Below are 14,067 nucleotides of genomic sequence, written 5' to 3' on the forward strand. Positions count from 1 at the left end.
ACTGCCGAAAACAGTGCTAGAATTTCTTTTATGGACTTCCGGGAATTCACAGTCTGAAAGGAATAATTTTCACGCCCGATTTTATGAAAAAATTTGTTGAAAAAAGAGGGAAAACCTCGCAGACGTTGAATATGTAGAGGAAGCGTCCCATATCATAGCCATTTCATCGAACCAACGGGAGGTGCCACCGGTTGAGCAGCAACGACCTCATCGTCAGCTTGGACATAGGCACATCTAAAGTCCGGGTGATCATCGGGGAAATAAGCAACGGGGCCATCAATATTATAGGCGTCGGTTCCGCGGATTCCGAAGGCATCCGCAAAGGCGCCATTGTCGATATCGATCAAACCGTACAATCGATCCGCAACGCGGTCGATCATGCCGAGCGCATGGTCGGCATCACCATTAGCGAAGTTTACGTCGGAATCGCCGGCAATCATATCTCGCTGCAGAGCAATCACGGCGTCGTCGCCGTTTCCAACGAAGACCGGGAGATCGGCGAAGAGGATATCGAGCGTGTCCTGCAAGCGGCAAAAGTCGTCGCCCTGCCGCCCGAGCGGGAAATTATCGGCCTGCTGCCGAAGCAGTTTCTCGTCGACGGCTTGACGGGCATTCAGGATCCGCGCGGTATGATCGGCGTTCGCCTCGAAGTGGAGTGCACGATTATTACCGGCACGAAAGCGGCCGTACATAATTTGATGCGCTGCGTGGAGAAGGCCGGCCTGAAAATTTCCGGCATCGTGCTGATGTCTCTGGCATCGGGAATGATGGCGCTGACCAAGGACGAAAAGCAGATGGGAACGGTGCTCGCCGACATCGGCGCCGGCGCCACGACCATCGCGATTTTCGAAGGAGGCAGCCTTGCGGCGGTCTCCACCTTGCCGATCGGCGGCGATTACGTGACGAGCGACATATGCTACGGGCTGAAGACGCAAACCGAACATGCGGAGAAGATCAAGCTAAAGTACGGTTGCGCCCGTGCCGAAGATGCAGACGAGGATCAGAAATTCAAGGTGATGCGCGTCGGCAGCAACGTGGAGAAGGATTTTTCCCAATACGAGCTGGCGATCATCGTCGAACCGCGCATGCAGGAAATCTTTCAAATGATCCGGCAGGAAGTGAAACGGCTCGGTTATTTGGACAAGATCAACGGTTACGTGCTTACGGGCGGATCGGTATCGATGCCCGGCGTGCTGGCGCTTGCCCAGACCGAACTGGAATCCAATGTCCGAATTGCGGTGCCCGATTTTATCGGAGTGCGCGATCCGTCGTTCAGCAGCGGTGTCGGCATGATTCAGTACGTCATGAAGTATGTTCGAACGCATGGCGCGTCCGCTTCCAAACGCCCGTCCAAAAGCAAGTCAACGGGGGGAACGGCGCCGACCAAGCCCGGCATCAAGGAATGGTTCAAAAACATTTTCAAAGAATTTATTTGAACCGCCGCTCAGGACGGATCAAGCAAGCGATGCGAGGAGGAAAATGGAAATATGTTGGAGTTTGATTTTGAAATGGAACCGCTCGCTCAAATTAAAGTGATCGGAGTCGGCGGCGGCGGCAGCAACGCCGTCAACCGCATGATCGAAAACGGAGTGAAGGGCGTCGAGTTCATTACGGTGAACACCGACGCTCAAGCGCTGCAGCTGACCAAATCGGAACAAAAGCTGCAAATCGGCGATAAATTGACCCGCGGACTCGGCGCCGGCGCCAACCCGGAAGTCGGCAAAAAAGCGGCCGAAGAATCCAAAGAGCTCATCATGAGCGGACTTCGCGGTTCCGATATGGTATTCGTCACGGCGGGAATGGGCGGCGGCACGGGTACGGGGGCCGCTCCGGTCATTGCGGAACTCGCGAAAGAATGCGGGGCGCTGACGGTAGGCGTCGTGACGCGCCCGTTCACGTTCGAAGGCCGCAAACGGTCGACGCAGGCCGAGCAAGGCATCGAAGCGTTGAAAGAGAAAGTCGACACGCTGATCGTCATCCCGAACGACAGGCTGCTCGAAATCGTCGACAAGAAGACGCCGATGATGGAAGCGTTCCGCGAGGCGGACAACGTCCTGAAGCAGGCCGTTCAAGGCATTTCCGACCTCATCGCGGTGCCCGGGCTGATCAACCTCGACTTCGCGGACGTCAAGACGATCATGACCGAGCGCGGCTCCGCCCTGATGGGCATCGGCATCGCAACCGGCGAAAATCGCGCGATGGAAGCCGCCCGCAAGGCGATCATGAGCCCGCTGCTGGAAACGTCCATCGACGGCGCACGCGGCATCATCATGAACATTACCGGCGGCTCGAATTTGTCGCTGTTCGAAGTAAACGAAGCCGCCGAAATCGTCATTGCCGCTTCCGACCCGGAAGTGAACATGATTTTCGGCGCCAGCATCGACGACAGCATGAAGGACGAGATCAAGGTAACCGTCATCGCGACGGGATTCGAGCACAAGCCGGCCGCCGCTCCGCAGCGCCGTCCGCAAATGCCGGCATCGGCGCCGCAAGCGCAGCAGCATGCGGAAACGCATGAGACGCAGCGCCCCGCTTCGTCCGGGGGCAATCTGCGGCCTTTCGGCAGCAGCAACAATACGTCCAGCGACCATCTGGACATTCCCGCCTTTTTGCGGAATCGCCCGCGCGGCGATCGTTAATCGGCTATCCAGCGAACCCCCTTTCCGGCTTCCGGAAAGGGGGTTTTTCGTTGGCCGCCTGCCGTCCGAGTCGTCGCTTATGCGGATGGGGCGCGCGCGAAGATCGGCGTAACGTGTTATCGCTTAAGTGAAGGGGGCGCGCGAAGTGCGGCAATCCGGAGTCGTCGCTTAAGTGGAGAGGGTGCGCGAAGAGCGGCAGTCCGGAGTCTTCGCTGAAGTGGAAGGGCGCAACTAACCGGAAACGATGTCGTCGCCCAGGCAAGGGGAGGTCGTGTGGCGGTCCGATCATCGCTTAGGCGAAGGAGAGATTGCGTTAAGTGACGGTCATCGGTATGCCTAGGTTGGATTTTATCCACTCTACGAAGCTAAAAACGGAGGGACCGCTGTCTAGAGTGGATTTTATCCAACGAAGAGCTTGAAATTGGGGTGAAACCTCCGAAAAGGCCTCTCCCGATTGGACAAAATCCAACGAAGGCATTGAGTTTCGCGAAAAAGCCGTTTTTGATTGGACAAAATCCAACGAAGCATCGTCTTCTTTCGAATGTAGTCCGACTCCTCCTCCTAACTGCTCGATTGTACCGGGGAAATTCGCCTTTTGATCGCTTCTCACCCGCAGGTCGCCGTTCCCGCCCTCATGTCCGCCCACGCATCCGAACATCGCCAATGAACCGAAAGTTTCGCCCTCATGGCCACGTGGCGCAGTCGACCAGGTTGCGCGTGCTTGCCAAGTTTGACGTAACATGCCAGATCGCCGCGCCGCGCCGTGCGCTAGATCGCGCTGCACCAGTGCCAGATCGCCGCGCCGCACCGTGCGCAAGATCGCGCTGCACCAGCGTCAGATCGCCACGCCGCGCCGTGCGCCAGATCGCCGCGCCGCGCCGTGCGCCAGATCGCCGCGCCGCGCCGTGCGCAAGATCGCGCTGCACCAGCGCCAGATCGCGCCGCGCCGTGCGCCAGATCGCGCCGCACTGTGCGCCAGATGACACGGGCGTCTGGCGGCTTGAGCGGCGCCGCCCATTTCCTTTTTTCTTCAGAAACGTTGACAGGAGTTCGAACATGTTATATGGTTAATTACAAGAGTAATTAACCAGTTAGGGGGAGGGGCAATGGGCGTTCAAATGGATGACAGCCGTCCGATTTTTCTGCAAATCGCCGAACGAATCGAAGACGACATTATCGACGGCGCGCTGCCGGAGGAAGGGCAGGTCCCGTCGACGAACCAGTTCGCGGCTTTTTACAAGATCAATCCGGCTACGGCGGCCAAAGGCGTCAATTTGCTCGTGGACCAAGGCATATTGTACAAGAAGCGAGGGATCGGCATGTTCGTGAAAGAAGGGGCAAGCACCGTTTTGAAAGAAAAGCGCAGGCAGCAATTTTACGACCAATATGTCGTCACGATGCTGAGGGAAGCGGAAAAGCTCGGCATTACGGCATCGCAAATCGCGGAAATGATCCAAAAAGGGGAGGAAAGGCCATGACGAACGTGGTGGAAGTTCGCAACTTGACCAAATCGTACGGCGATTTCAAAGCGCTCGATTCCGTCAGCTTCGCTCTCCGGGAGGATAAAATTTACGGCTTGCTCGGACGCAACGGGGCGGGCAAGACGACGATCATGCACCTGCTGACCGCGCAGCAATTTCCTTCGGGCGGGGAAGTGAACCTGTTCGGAGAAAATCCTTATGAAAACAACCGGGTGCTTGCGCGGACCTGCTTTATAAAGGAAAGCCAGAAGTACCCCGATACGTTTACCGTTCGGGACGTCATGAGCGTAGCGGCTACCCTGTTCGAGAACTGGGACCGGGAATATGCTTCCCGGCTGATCGAGGATTTTCGGCTGCCGCTGAAACGGAGAGTGAAGAAGCTCTCGCGCGGCATGCAGTCTTCGGTCGGCATCGTCGTCGGACTGGCGAGCAGGGCGCCTCTCACGATTTTCGACGAGCCTTATTTGGGGCTCGACGCCGTCGCCCGCAGCCTGTTTTACGAACATTTAATCGAGGATTACGGGAAATTCCCTCGTACGGTCATCCTCTCGACGCATCTCATCGATGAAGTGAGCCTGATGCTGGAGCACGTGCTGCTGATCGACAAAGGCAAGCTGATGATCGACGAGGACGCCGAAGCGCTGCGCGGAAGCGCCTATACGGTGACAGGGGCGGCGGCCAAGGTGGAGCGATTTTCCAAAGACAAGCAAATCATCCGGAAGGAATCGTTCGGCGGCCTGCTGTCGGTCACGATCGTCGGCCAAAGCTCGGAGTCCGAGCAGGAGGAAGCGAGAGCGTCGGGCCTCGAAACGGCGCCGGTTTCGCTTCAGCAGCTGATCGTTCATTTGACGAAAACCGAATCTTCGCAGGAAAAGGAGGGCGAGCGGAAATGAACAGGGTAGCATGCGTCGTTCGCTCCCATTCGCGCGACAAGTGGTCTTGGTACGTGCTGCCGTGGTTCGTGGTGGGCATGGCATTCGTTATCAATTGGGCCATCGGCGCCTTGGCGGCCGAGGGGGATGTTATTCAAACGGGCGGGATAGCTTCGATTTTCGTGTATATGTTTGTCAGCGGCTGCATATCGGTCACGCAATCGTTTCCGTTTCTCATCAGCTTAAGCGTAAGAAGAAGAGATTATTTTTTGGGCACGACGATCATGGCTTCGGCGGTCTGCCTGGGGTCGGCCATTTTGCTGTACGCGTTAACGGAGATCGAAAAAGCGACGGGCAGCTGGGGCATCGGGATGCGATTTTTTACGATTCCCTGGATCGATTCGATTCCGGACGTCGGAAGGATATGGATGTACCTGATCGTTCTTCTGCTCATGTTTTTTCTCGGATTTTTCATCTCGTGCTGGCACCGGCGGTTCGGACGGATCGGCCTTTGGCTGCTGTCCATCGGGATATTCGCGGCGGTTACGCTGGCCCTCGTTCTGACGACCCGGTACGAACGGTGGGACGACCTTGGCCGATTTTTAGGCGGCTTCAGCCCTCTCGGCCTGATCTCCTGGCTTGCCGCGCCGACGGCTTTGCTGTTCGCCGGATCGTACTTGCTGTTGCGCAAGGCTACCGTCTGACGGAGCGCCGTACCTATACCGAAACGCACGACCGGCCGACGCGGCCGGTCTAATTTTTTGTCGAATCTTTATAAAAAGATAAGAAACGGAGCGAAAGATTGCGTTAGAATAGAGTGGTAAAGGAGGAGAGTTATGCTAGAAATACAGGGACTGTCCCACAGCTTTCGGAACGGGACGGAAGAGACGCTCGTATTGGACGGAATCGATCTGACCGTACATAAAAAGGAAGTCGTCGCTCTGCTCGGGAGCTCGGGCTCCGGCAAATCGACGCTGCTCAACCTGATGGCGGGTCTGATGAAGCCGACGAAGGGCACGATCAAAATCTCCGGGCAAGCGATCGAAAAAATGAACGAAAACAAGCTCGCCGAGTTTCGCAGGGGCAACATCGGATTTATTTTTCAATCCTACGAGCTGATCCCCCATCTCTCGGTGTCGGAAAACGTAGAGATGCCGCTCGTCTTCCAGGGGGTAAAACCGAAGGAGCGAAAAGAGAGAGCCGCGCGCATCCTGAACCAGGTAGGCTTGTCGGAAAAACTGGGGCTCTACCCTTCGCAGCTGTCCGGCGGCCAGCAGCAGCGGGTCAGCATCGCCCGTTCGCTCGTCACTTCTCCGTCGATCGTGTTCGCCGACGAGCCGACCGGCAACCTGGATACGAAAACGGAAAAGGAGATTATCGATCTGCTGCTCGATTTGAACGACCGGCTCGGCATTACGTTCATGATCGTAACGCACGAGCACGAAGTGGCGCAAAGGGCGCAGCGCATCATCTATTTGCGGGACGGAAGACTGGCGTCGCCCGAGGAATCGCGGGGGGAAGCCGGATGAAAATAAGGGACTACGTCGTGCTCGGCTGGGACCAGCTGCGGCGGCGAATGGTCGTCACGGCTTTGTGCGCGATGGGCATCGCCATCGGCTCCGCGGCGATCATCGTGGCGCTCGCGTTCGGCGAATCGATCACGCATTATGCCAGGGAACAAATGAACTCGTTTTTGAAAATGGACGAAATCACTGCGTTTCCGGGCGCTTCAGTCTCGCAGGGCAGCGGAACGGCCGGACAGGGCGGCGACCTGACCGAGCAAAAAATCGAGCTGATCCGGCAGCTGCCCAACGTTCGGAGCGCCGCGCTGTTCCGGCAAGTCGACTATGCCAATTTTATCGTGGACGATACGAAGCGCGGGAGTCTGCAATTGATCGGAGCCGACGTCTCGAAGCTGGAGGAGTTCGGGTTCGAGCTGGGGCAGGGCGCTTTTTCCGATCAGGACAACGCCATCGTTATCAGCTACTCGGCGCTGTACGACCTGTACGACACCCGGCTCGAAGGCCTTCAGGCGGCCGGTTCCGGCGACGCGGCGGCAAGGGATCGAAGGCAGGAAAGAATCTCTTATCCGTTATACCAGAAGCAGCTGACGCTTAGCGTCTATATCGGCGAAAACGACGGAGCCGCGAGATTTGCCGAATTTCCGGTCCGGGTCGCCGGCGTGCTGCAAAAGCCAGAAGGAACGGAAGGGTACGAAGGCCAAAAAATCGGCTACGTTTCCCTCGGGCTGGCGGACCGGATCGAGCGGGCCAAACGGGACGCCAACGGGGCCGGAGGGACGGTTCAACCCTATCTTATCGTTAAAGTCGAAGATCCGTCCCGCGTCGGCGAAACGGAGGAACTGATTCGAAAGCTGAACCTGACCACGCAATCGAATGTTCGGTATCAGGAAGAGACGAATTCGCAGTTCAAAATCATTCGCTATATTTTCGGCGGGGCGGGCCTCTTCATTTTGTTCGTGGCTTCCATATCGATCATCGTGGCGATGACGATGTCGACTTACCAGCGAAGGCGGCAAATCGGCATTATGAAGGTGCTCGGCGCGAATTTGGCCCAGATCCGGAACATGTTCGTCGTCGAATCCGCGCTGCTCGGCTTTATCGGCGGCTGCGTCGGCATTTTATTTTCCTATTGGGTCATATGGGCGATCAATATCGTGCTGCAGCGGTTTGCCGAAAGCGACGAAATTTTGTTTATCGATCCGTGGATTTTGGCGGTCGGCCTGTTTTTCGCCCTGCTGACCGGCGTGCTGTCCGGCATCTATCCGGCGATCAAAGCTTCGCGGACGGACGCCTTGACCGCAATCAAAAGAGAATAGATTCAGAGGAGACCGAACATGAAAAAAAAGTCGACATGGATAATCGTTCTGTTGCTCGTCCTGATCGCCTTGTTCACTTATTTGCTGTACAGCATGAACCGCAATGCCGGGCAGTCGGCGCCGTCCGACGGATTGGACCGCAACGTCATCCGGCTCGAAGCGACGAAAGAGACGATCGCGAATACGATCGAAGTGAAGGGAAAGTCCTCGTATGCGGACGAGACGCCGGTTTATGCTCCGTTCGCGGCCGAGGTGAAGGAATGGAACGTGCAGGAGGGATCGCAGGTCGAGAAAGGCCAGGTGCTGTTCAAGCTGGAAGATTCGGCGCTGCGGGACAGCATTGAGCTGGCTAAAGCGAACGTGCGCAAGCAGGAACTGGATTTGAAGCTCGGGGCGATGCGGGATCGGGTCGAACAAGATGCCGCCGACGCGAAGTGGGGGGACCCGACCGTCGCCTTCGAACAGTACGCCGGCGAGGAGCAAAAGGCGGCGGAAGCCGAGCTCGGCGGCGTCCAACTGGACATTGCGAGGAAAGAGCTCGAATTGAACGAGGAGAAGCTCGCCAAAGCTCAGTATATCGCTCCGGTCGGCGGCATTTTCCTGTTCTCCGAAACGAAGGAGCCCAAAATGGTCGATCCCGCCGCGGCGATCGGCAAAATCGTCGATACGACGAAGCTCGAGCTGATCGCGACGGTCGGCGAATACGAAGTGTTCCGAATCAAAGAGGGCATGGAAGCCGTCATCAAGGCCGAGGCGTTGAAGCGAACGGAACTGAAGGGCGTCGTTGAGCACGTGTCCAAATTCGCCAAGACGGGCACCGATCCGGCGCAGTTCGAGGTCGTCATCTCCCTGGAAGCCGATCCGGAGCTCATTGCCGGCTTGACGCTGACGGGAACGATCCAGACGGACAAAAAGGACGAAGCGATCGTCGTGCCCACTTTGGCCGTCATGCAGGAGAACGGCGATTACTTCGTTTACGTCGAGCGAAACGGCGCGATCGAAAAGCAGCCGGTCGAAATCGGTCTCGAAACGCCCGACAAGACGGAAATTTTAAACGGCGTAAGCGTCGGGGACGTTGTGGTCCTGCAATAAAACGAACGCGAACTCGACAAAAAAACAGCGGATGGGGCGGCAAATTTAGACAGACTCCGAAAACGAAACGGATTATACTGGGTTCATCCTTACCGGTGGTGCTTTCAAGGGTGGCGATATCCATTGACCGTTTACGTGGATCTTGTATTTTTAACCAATCTGGCTGTTGATGGAACGGTGCTGCTCACGACGGCGAAAGTCCGCAAACTGCGGCCCGGCAGAACGCGGATCGCCTTGTCGGCCGCGGCTGGCGCCGCTTATGCCGCCATCATGTTTCTTGCGGACATCCCTTACCTGTACACGTTCGGGGCGAAGGTGATCGTTTCCGCGATCATGGTGTGGATTGCATTCGGATACGGAGGGCCGCTTCGGTTTATCCGCCTGTTCGGGGCCTTTTATCTCGTCAATTTCGCGACGCTCGGCGGCGTGATCGGCATCTCCTTTTTGCTTAAGCAAACGGGTTCGCCCTGGGGCTCGGTGACGGTGACGGAGCAAGGGGGCTGCTGCTCGATTGGCAGATGCAGCTTGGGCTTCTCGCGGCGGCGTTCGCCCTGTCCGTCTGGCTGTTTCGCAGCGCCTCCTCCAGCGCCCAAAGCCGGGAACGGCTCGAGACGCTGCTGGCGGACGTGACGGTGACAATCGGCGAACGAAGTTTGCGCTGTCGGGGATTGATCGATACGGGCAATCGCCTGTACGACCCGTTTACGCGAATTCCGGTGATGGTCATGGAAGCTTCGATTTGGAGCGATTGGCTGCCGCTCGGATGGGCCTCGAGGCTTGCGGCCGAGCCGGCCGACCGGATGGTGGCCGAGCTTGGCGGACAGACGCCCGCGGACGCCGATTTCCATGACCGGCTGCGCCTTATTCCTTACCGGGGCGTGAACGGAAACACCCGGATGATGCTGGCCGTCAAACCGGACGCCGTATCGGTCGTTCTCGGGGATCGCTTGCCGCAAACGAGCCGGCGCGTGCTCATCGGCCTGGACGGCGGGAGGTTGTCCTCCGACCAGACCTATCGGGCGATCGTCCATCCCGACCTCGTGCCGGCTCCAGGTTCGGATCCCGCCCCATCTCAGCCTGCATGACAGGAGGTTGTCGAATTGTTCGTGAAATGGAAGCTCCTATCCCAACTGACGCTGTATCGCCTGTTGTTCCGGCTCGGATGGAAGTCTGAAGAGGTGTACTACATCGGCGGCAGCGAAGCGCTGCCGCCGCCGCTTACCCGCGAGGAAGAGGAATATCTCCTGGGCAAGCTTTCGACGGGCGACGCGGCGATCCGGGCGATGCTCATCGAGCGCAACCTGCGCCTCGTCGTCTACATCGCGCGGAAGTTCGAGAACACCGGCATTCACATCGAGGATCTCGTCTCGATCGGCGCGATCGGCCTCATCAAAGCCGTCAACACGTTCGACCCCGAGAAAAAAATCAAGCTTGCCACCTACGCGTCCCGATGCATCGAAAACGAAATTTTGATGTATCTGCGCCGCAACAGCAAAACGAGAACCGAGGTGTCGTTCGACGAGCCCCTGAACATCGATTGGGACGGCAACGAGCTGCTGCTGTCCGACGTGCTGGGAACGGAGAACGACACGATTTACCGCAATATCGAGGAACAGGTCGACCGTAAGCTGCTGCACAAGGCGCTGGATAAGCTGACGGACCGGGAAAGAACGATTATGGAGCTCAGGTTCGGGCTTGCGGACGGAGAGGAAAAAACGCAAAAGGACGTCGCCGACCTGCTCGGCATTTCGCAGTCCTACATTTCGCGGCTCGAGAAACGCATCATCAAGCGGCTTCGAAAGGAATTCAACAAGATGGTGTAATAAAATGGCTGACCCCCGGAGACACTTACCATTAACGCTGCTCCCGGGAGGAATCGTCTTGACCCGCAACAAAGTGGAGATTTGTGGAGTGGACACCTCAAAGCTGCCTGTCCTCGCCAATGCCGAAATGAGGGAGTTGTTTACGGCTCTGCAAACCCGCGGCGAACTCGCCGCGCGGGAAAAACTGGTCAACGGCAATTTGCGTCTCGTCCTTAGCGTCATTCAGCGATTCAATAACCGCGGCGAATATGTGGACGACCTGTTTCAAGTCGGCTGCATAGGCCTGATGAAAGCCATCGACAATTTCGACCTCAGCCAGAACGTCCGGTTTTCGACGTACGCGGTGCCGATGATTATCGGCGAAATTCGCCGTTACTTGCGGGACAACAATCCGATCCGGGTATCGAGGAGCCTCCGGGATATCGCCTACAAGGCGCTCCAGGTGCGCGACCAGCTGACGAATCAGCATTCGCGCGAGCCGACGATCATGGAAATCTCCGAAGTGCTCAACGTGCCGAAGGAAGATATCGTGTTCGCTCTCGACGCGATTCAGGACCCGGTTTCGCTCTTCGAGCCTATTTACCACGACGGCGGGGATCCGATTTACGTCATGGATCAAATCAGCGACGAGCGGAACAAGGACATCCAGTGGATCGAGGAGATCGCTCTTCGCGAAGCGATGCGCAAGCTGAACGATCGCGAGAAAATGATTTTGTCCATGCGGTTTTTCGAAGGCAAAACCCAGATGGAGGTCGCCGACGAAATCGGCATTTCCCAGGCGCAGGTGTCGCGTCTCGAGAAATCCGCCATCCAGCAAATGCAAAAGCACGTCAAAACGTAATTCGGATTTCGTTCGCCGGACCGGGGGAGTTTCCCCCGGTCCTTTCCGCGCGTTCATGAAACTTTTGCGGGCATGGCACATATATTTAGAATAAACGGTACGGTAGCCTATACCGACGCCGAGGGCGGAAGGCGGGAAGGCGGCAAATGAAAATATCCGATTTTCAAGCGAAGGACGTCATCAACATCGTCGACGGGAAAAAGCTCGGCCAAATCAGCGATCTGGAGCTCGATCTCCGGCAGGGGAGGATCGATTCGATCGTGGTGCCGACAAGCACCCGCTTTTTCGGGATGTTCGGAAACGGCAGCGACGTGGTCATCCCGTGGAGAAATATCGTCAAAATCGGAGCCGACGTCGTGCTTGTCCGGCTGGACGACGCCAAAGCCTACCGGGCGGAGGAAGCGGAAGGAAGCGCCAGGTAAGGGGGGTTCTTCTTTTCGCGGCCCTTGCCGCTGTGGTACACTGTTAGGACGGAGGTGGCGCTAGTGGAGCCATTTGGAAGAAATGCCGCCGACGGAGCGGGACCGGCGCTTCTCCGGCTGGGAGCGAGCTGGGCGGAACCGGCGAAAGCCGCCGGCTTGACGGCCGGCTTTACGACGCGCGGCGGAGGCGTCGGCAAGCCGCCCTGGGCGTCGCTTAATGCGGCTCTGCACGTCGGGGACGATCCCGCCGACGTCGTCCGGAACCGGGAGCTGATCGCAAACGCCCTGGATTGGGATTTCCCGGCCTGGACGTGCGCCGAGCAGGTTCACGGCAACCGGGTGCATGTCGTGACGGGAGCCGACCGGGGGAAAGGGCGGCTGAGCCGCGAAACGGCGATTCCCGATGCGGACGCGCTCATCACGGACGAGCCGGGCGTGCTGCTAACGATGTTTTTCGCGGATTGCGTTCCGCTTTATTTTTACGATCCGGACGCAGGCGCGGTCGGCCTTGCCCATGCCGGGTGGAAAGGGACGGCCCTCCATGTGGCCGAAGCCGCGGTCGAGGCCATGGGAAAGGCGTACGGAACGCGTGCCGATCGGCTGCTTGCCGCCGTCGGGCCTTCGATCGGCCCGTGCTGCTACGAGGTCGACGAGCCCGTGCTTCGCCATATGCTGCCGCTAGGCGCGGACGAGAGCTGCGTTCGCCCGACGGCAAACGGGAAGGCAAAGCTTGACTTGAAACAAATTAACCGACATCTTATGATAAAAGCAGGAATTTTGCCGAGCCGCATCGAAATGTCTTCTTGGTGCACGTCGTGCCGTACCGACTTGTTTTTCTCCCATCGCGCGGAGAACGGTTCGACCGGAAGAATGGCGAGCTGGATCGGCAGGAGATCGGGGTGAACGTCGTCGTGCATTTGCAGCAACGGTTGCAGGACGTAGAGAGACGGATTCGGGAAGCTTGCGCGCGAAGCGGCAGGCGGCGGGAAGACGTCAACGTCGTCGCCGTCACCAAATATGTATCCGCCGCCGCGGCGGCGAACGTCGTCGCGCACGGAATCCGGCACGTCGGGGAGAACCGGTGGCCCGATTCCGAAGAGAAGTGGCGGCAGTTGAACGGACAAGCCGTGTTTCATTTTATCGGCTCGCTGCAGACGCGGAAGGTCAAGGACGTCGTCGGCAAGTTCGGTTACATCCATTCCGTCGACCGCTTGTCCCTTGCCGAGGAAATTGACAAACGCGCGGACGCGCTCGGAATCGACGTGCCCTGCTTTTTGCAGGTGAACGTGTCGGGCGAGGAGTCCAAGCACGGAATCGAGCCGGACAAGCTCGAGGAGCTGGTCCGAGGAGTGTCGGGCCTCCGGCGCGTCAAGCCGGTCGGCCTGATGACGATGGCTCCGCACGAGGACGATCCGGAGCACACGCGGCCGGTATTCCGCCGGCTGAAGCAGCTCCGCGACGAACTGAACGAGGGGAGCGCGCTGCGCGAGCCGCTGACGGAATTGTCGATGGGCATGTCGAACGATTTTGAAGTGGCCATAGAAGAAGGAGCGACATGGATCCGGTTGGGTAGCGTTCTCGTAGGCAAAGAGGAGGGATAGGACATGAGCGTAGTCAACAAGTTTCTGAACTACTTCGGCTTGCAGGACGAAGCCGTGGACAAGGACAAGGACGCGATCGCGGAGGATGAAGAGCAAGAAATTGAAACTCCCGCGTTCGAGCCGCGTAAACAAATGGGAAAGAATAACGTGGTGAGCATTCATTCGCAGAAGAACGTCCGCGTCGTGCTGACGGAACCGCGCACGTACGACGAAGCCCAGGAGATCGCGGATCAATTGAAGTCGCGCCGCACGGTCGTCGTCAATTTGCAGCGGGTAAGGCGCGATCATGCGGTGCGCATCGTCGATTTTTTGAGCGGCACGGTTTACGCGCTGGGCGGACAAATCTCGAAACTCGGCCCGAACATTTTTCTCTGCACCCCGGACTCCGTTGAAATCTCGGGCACGATTTCGGAACTTTATGCGGAGGAAGCCGACTATTCCAAAATGAGGTGACCTC

Annotated in this window: 16 protein-coding genes; all 16 read left to right on the forward strand. The window is 57.9% G+C overall.

Annotation, left to right across the window (positions count from 1 at the left end; genetic code table 11):
* Positions 1-191 precede the first annotated feature (191 nt).
* The 16 genes from ftsA (at position 192) to JW799_RS19630 (ending at position 14,063) form a co-directional block, all read left to right on the forward strand.
* Positions 192-1,436 (forward strand): cell division protein FtsA, encoded by a 1,245-nt coding sequence (ftsA, locus tag JW799_RS19555; RefSeq protein ID WP_080840460.1) that lies wholly within the window; start codon positions 192-194, stop codon positions 1,434-1,436.
* 51 nt (positions 1,437-1,487) lie between these two features.
* Positions 1,488-2,639: a cell division protein FtsZ gene (gene ftsZ / locus JW799_RS19560; protein ID WP_080840458.1), complete on the forward strand. Its 1,152-nt coding sequence runs from the start codon at positions 1,488-1,490 to the stop codon at positions 2,637-2,639.
* 1,106 nt (positions 2,640-3,745) lie between these two features.
* Positions 3,746-4,117, forward strand: coding sequence for a GntR family transcriptional regulator (locus JW799_RS19565; protein ID WP_080840455.1), 372 nt, complete (start codon positions 3,746-3,748; stop codon positions 4,115-4,117).
* Positions 4,114-5,013, forward strand: a complete 900-nt coding sequence (locus JW799_RS19570) for an ABC transporter ATP-binding protein (RefSeq protein WP_205431285.1) — start codon at positions 4,114-4,116, stop codon at positions 5,011-5,013. The genes JW799_RS19565 and JW799_RS19570 overlap by 4 nt, the downstream gene beginning before the upstream one ends.
* Positions 5,010-5,696, forward strand: a complete 687-nt coding sequence (locus JW799_RS19575) for a hypothetical protein (RefSeq protein WP_205431286.1) — start codon at positions 5,010-5,012, stop codon at positions 5,694-5,696. The genes JW799_RS19570 and JW799_RS19575 overlap by 4 nt, the downstream gene beginning before the upstream one ends.
* A gap of 132 nt (positions 5,697-5,828) precedes the next feature.
* Positions 5,829-6,521, forward strand: coding sequence for an ABC transporter ATP-binding protein (locus JW799_RS19580; RefSeq protein WP_080840447.1), 693 nt, complete (start codon positions 5,829-5,831; stop codon positions 6,519-6,521).
* Positions 6,518-7,831 carry an ABC transporter permease gene (locus JW799_RS19585; RefSeq protein ID WP_205431287.1) on the forward strand — a complete coding sequence of 438 codons (1,314 nt, stop codon included), beginning with the start codon at positions 6,518-6,520 and terminating at the stop codon, positions 7,829-7,831. Before JW799_RS19580 ends, JW799_RS19585 begins: the two co-directional genes overlap by 4 nt.
* Positions 7,832-7,849: 18 nt before the next feature.
* Positions 7,850-8,923, forward strand: coding sequence for an efflux RND transporter periplasmic adaptor subunit (locus JW799_RS19590; RefSeq protein ID WP_205431288.1), 1,074 nt, complete (start codon positions 7,850-7,852; stop codon positions 8,921-8,923).
* A gap of 123 nt (positions 8,924-9,046) precedes the next feature.
* Positions 9,047-9,553, forward strand: a complete 507-nt coding sequence (locus JW799_RS29370; protein WP_205431289.1) for a sigma-E processing peptidase SpoIIGA — start codon at positions 9,047-9,049, stop codon at positions 9,551-9,553.
* Positions 9,442-10,008 carry a sigma-E processing peptidase SpoIIGA gene (locus JW799_RS29375; RefSeq protein WP_205431290.1) on the forward strand — a complete coding sequence of 189 codons (567 nt, stop codon included), beginning with the start codon at positions 9,442-9,444 and terminating at the stop codon, positions 10,006-10,008. Before JW799_RS29370 ends, JW799_RS29375 begins: the two co-directional genes overlap by 112 nt.
* Before the next feature lie 15 nt (positions 10,009-10,023).
* Entirely contained in the window at positions 10,024-10,746 is a 723-nt protein-coding gene (gene sigE, locus JW799_RS19605; RefSeq protein WP_080840439.1) for an RNA polymerase sporulation sigma factor SigE, read from the forward strand.
* Positions 10,747-10,804: 58 nt separating this feature from the next.
* The gene (gene sigG, locus JW799_RS19610; protein ID WP_080840438.1) at positions 10,805-11,587 is read left to right on the forward strand and encodes an RNA polymerase sporulation sigma factor SigG; all 783 of its coding nucleotides are present in this window, start codon (positions 10,805-10,807) and stop codon (positions 11,585-11,587) included.
* Positions 11,588-11,733: 146 nt separating this feature from the next.
* Positions 11,734-12,009, forward strand: a complete 276-nt coding sequence (locus tag JW799_RS19615; protein ID WP_080840436.1) for a YlmC/YmxH family sporulation protein — start codon at positions 11,734-11,736, stop codon at positions 12,007-12,009.
* A 63-nt stretch (positions 12,010-12,072) separates the two neighbouring features.
* Positions 12,073-12,912 carry a peptidoglycan editing factor PgeF gene (pgeF, locus tag JW799_RS19620; protein ID WP_205431302.1) on the forward strand — a complete coding sequence of 280 codons (840 nt, stop codon included), beginning with the start codon at positions 12,073-12,075 and terminating at the stop codon, positions 12,910-12,912.
* Positions 12,909-13,610, forward strand: a complete 702-nt coding sequence (locus JW799_RS19625) for a YggS family pyridoxal phosphate-dependent enzyme (protein WP_338026302.1) — start codon at positions 12,909-12,911, stop codon at positions 13,608-13,610. The genes pgeF and JW799_RS19625 overlap by 4 nt, the downstream gene beginning before the upstream one ends.
* A 3-nt stretch (positions 13,611-13,613) precedes the next feature.
* Positions 13,614-14,063 (forward strand): cell division protein SepF, encoded by a 450-nt coding sequence (locus tag JW799_RS19630; RefSeq protein WP_080840432.1) that lies wholly within the window; start codon positions 13,614-13,616, stop codon positions 14,061-14,063.
* The last annotated feature ends 4 nt before the right edge of the window (positions 14,064-14,067 follow it).

Origin of the sequence: Cohnella algarum (genome assembly GCF_016937515.1) — a bacterium.
In the GTDB taxonomy this organism is placed as follows: domain Bacteria; phylum Bacillota; class Bacilli; order Paenibacillales; family Paenibacillaceae; genus Cohnella; species Cohnella algarum.

What these genes read in the sequence shown, in the direction of transcription:
- JW799_RS19630 (WP_080840432.1), top strand. Translation starts at nt 13,614, where the DNA reads ATGAGCGTAGTCAACAAGTTTCTGAACTACTTCGGCTTGCAGGACGAA.
- ftsZ (WP_080840458.1), top strand. Translation starts at nt 1,488, where the DNA reads ATGTTGGAGTTTGATTTTGAAATGGAACCGCTCGCTCAAATTAAAGTG.
- JW799_RS19615 (WP_080840436.1), top strand. Translation starts at nt 11,734, where the DNA reads ATGAAAATATCCGATTTTCAAGCGAAGGACGTCATCAACATCGTCGAC.
- JW799_RS19580 (WP_080840447.1), top strand. Translation starts at nt 5,829, where the DNA reads ATGCTAGAAATACAGGGACTGTCCCACAGCTTTCGGAACGGGACGGAA.
- JW799_RS19575 (WP_205431286.1), top strand. Translation starts at nt 5,010, where the DNA reads ATGAACAGGGTAGCATGCGTCGTTCGCTCCCATTCGCGCGACAAGTGG.
- JW799_RS19565 (WP_080840455.1), top strand. Translation starts at nt 3,746, where the DNA reads ATGGGCGTTCAAATGGATGACAGCCGTCCGATTTTTCTGCAAATCGCC.
- JW799_RS19590 (WP_205431288.1), top strand. Translation starts at nt 7,850, where the DNA reads ATGAAAAAAAAGTCGACATGGATAATCGTTCTGTTGCTCGTCCTGATC.
- JW799_RS19585 (WP_205431287.1), top strand. Translation starts at nt 6,518, where the DNA reads ATGAAAATAAGGGACTACGTCGTGCTCGGCTGGGACCAGCTGCGGCGG.
- JW799_RS29375 (WP_205431290.1), top strand. Translation starts at nt 9,442, where the DNA reads ATGCAGCTTGGGCTTCTCGCGGCGGCGTTCGCCCTGTCCGTCTGGCTG.
- JW799_RS19570 (WP_205431285.1), top strand. Translation starts at nt 4,114, where the DNA reads ATGACGAACGTGGTGGAAGTTCGCAACTTGACCAAATCGTACGGCGAT.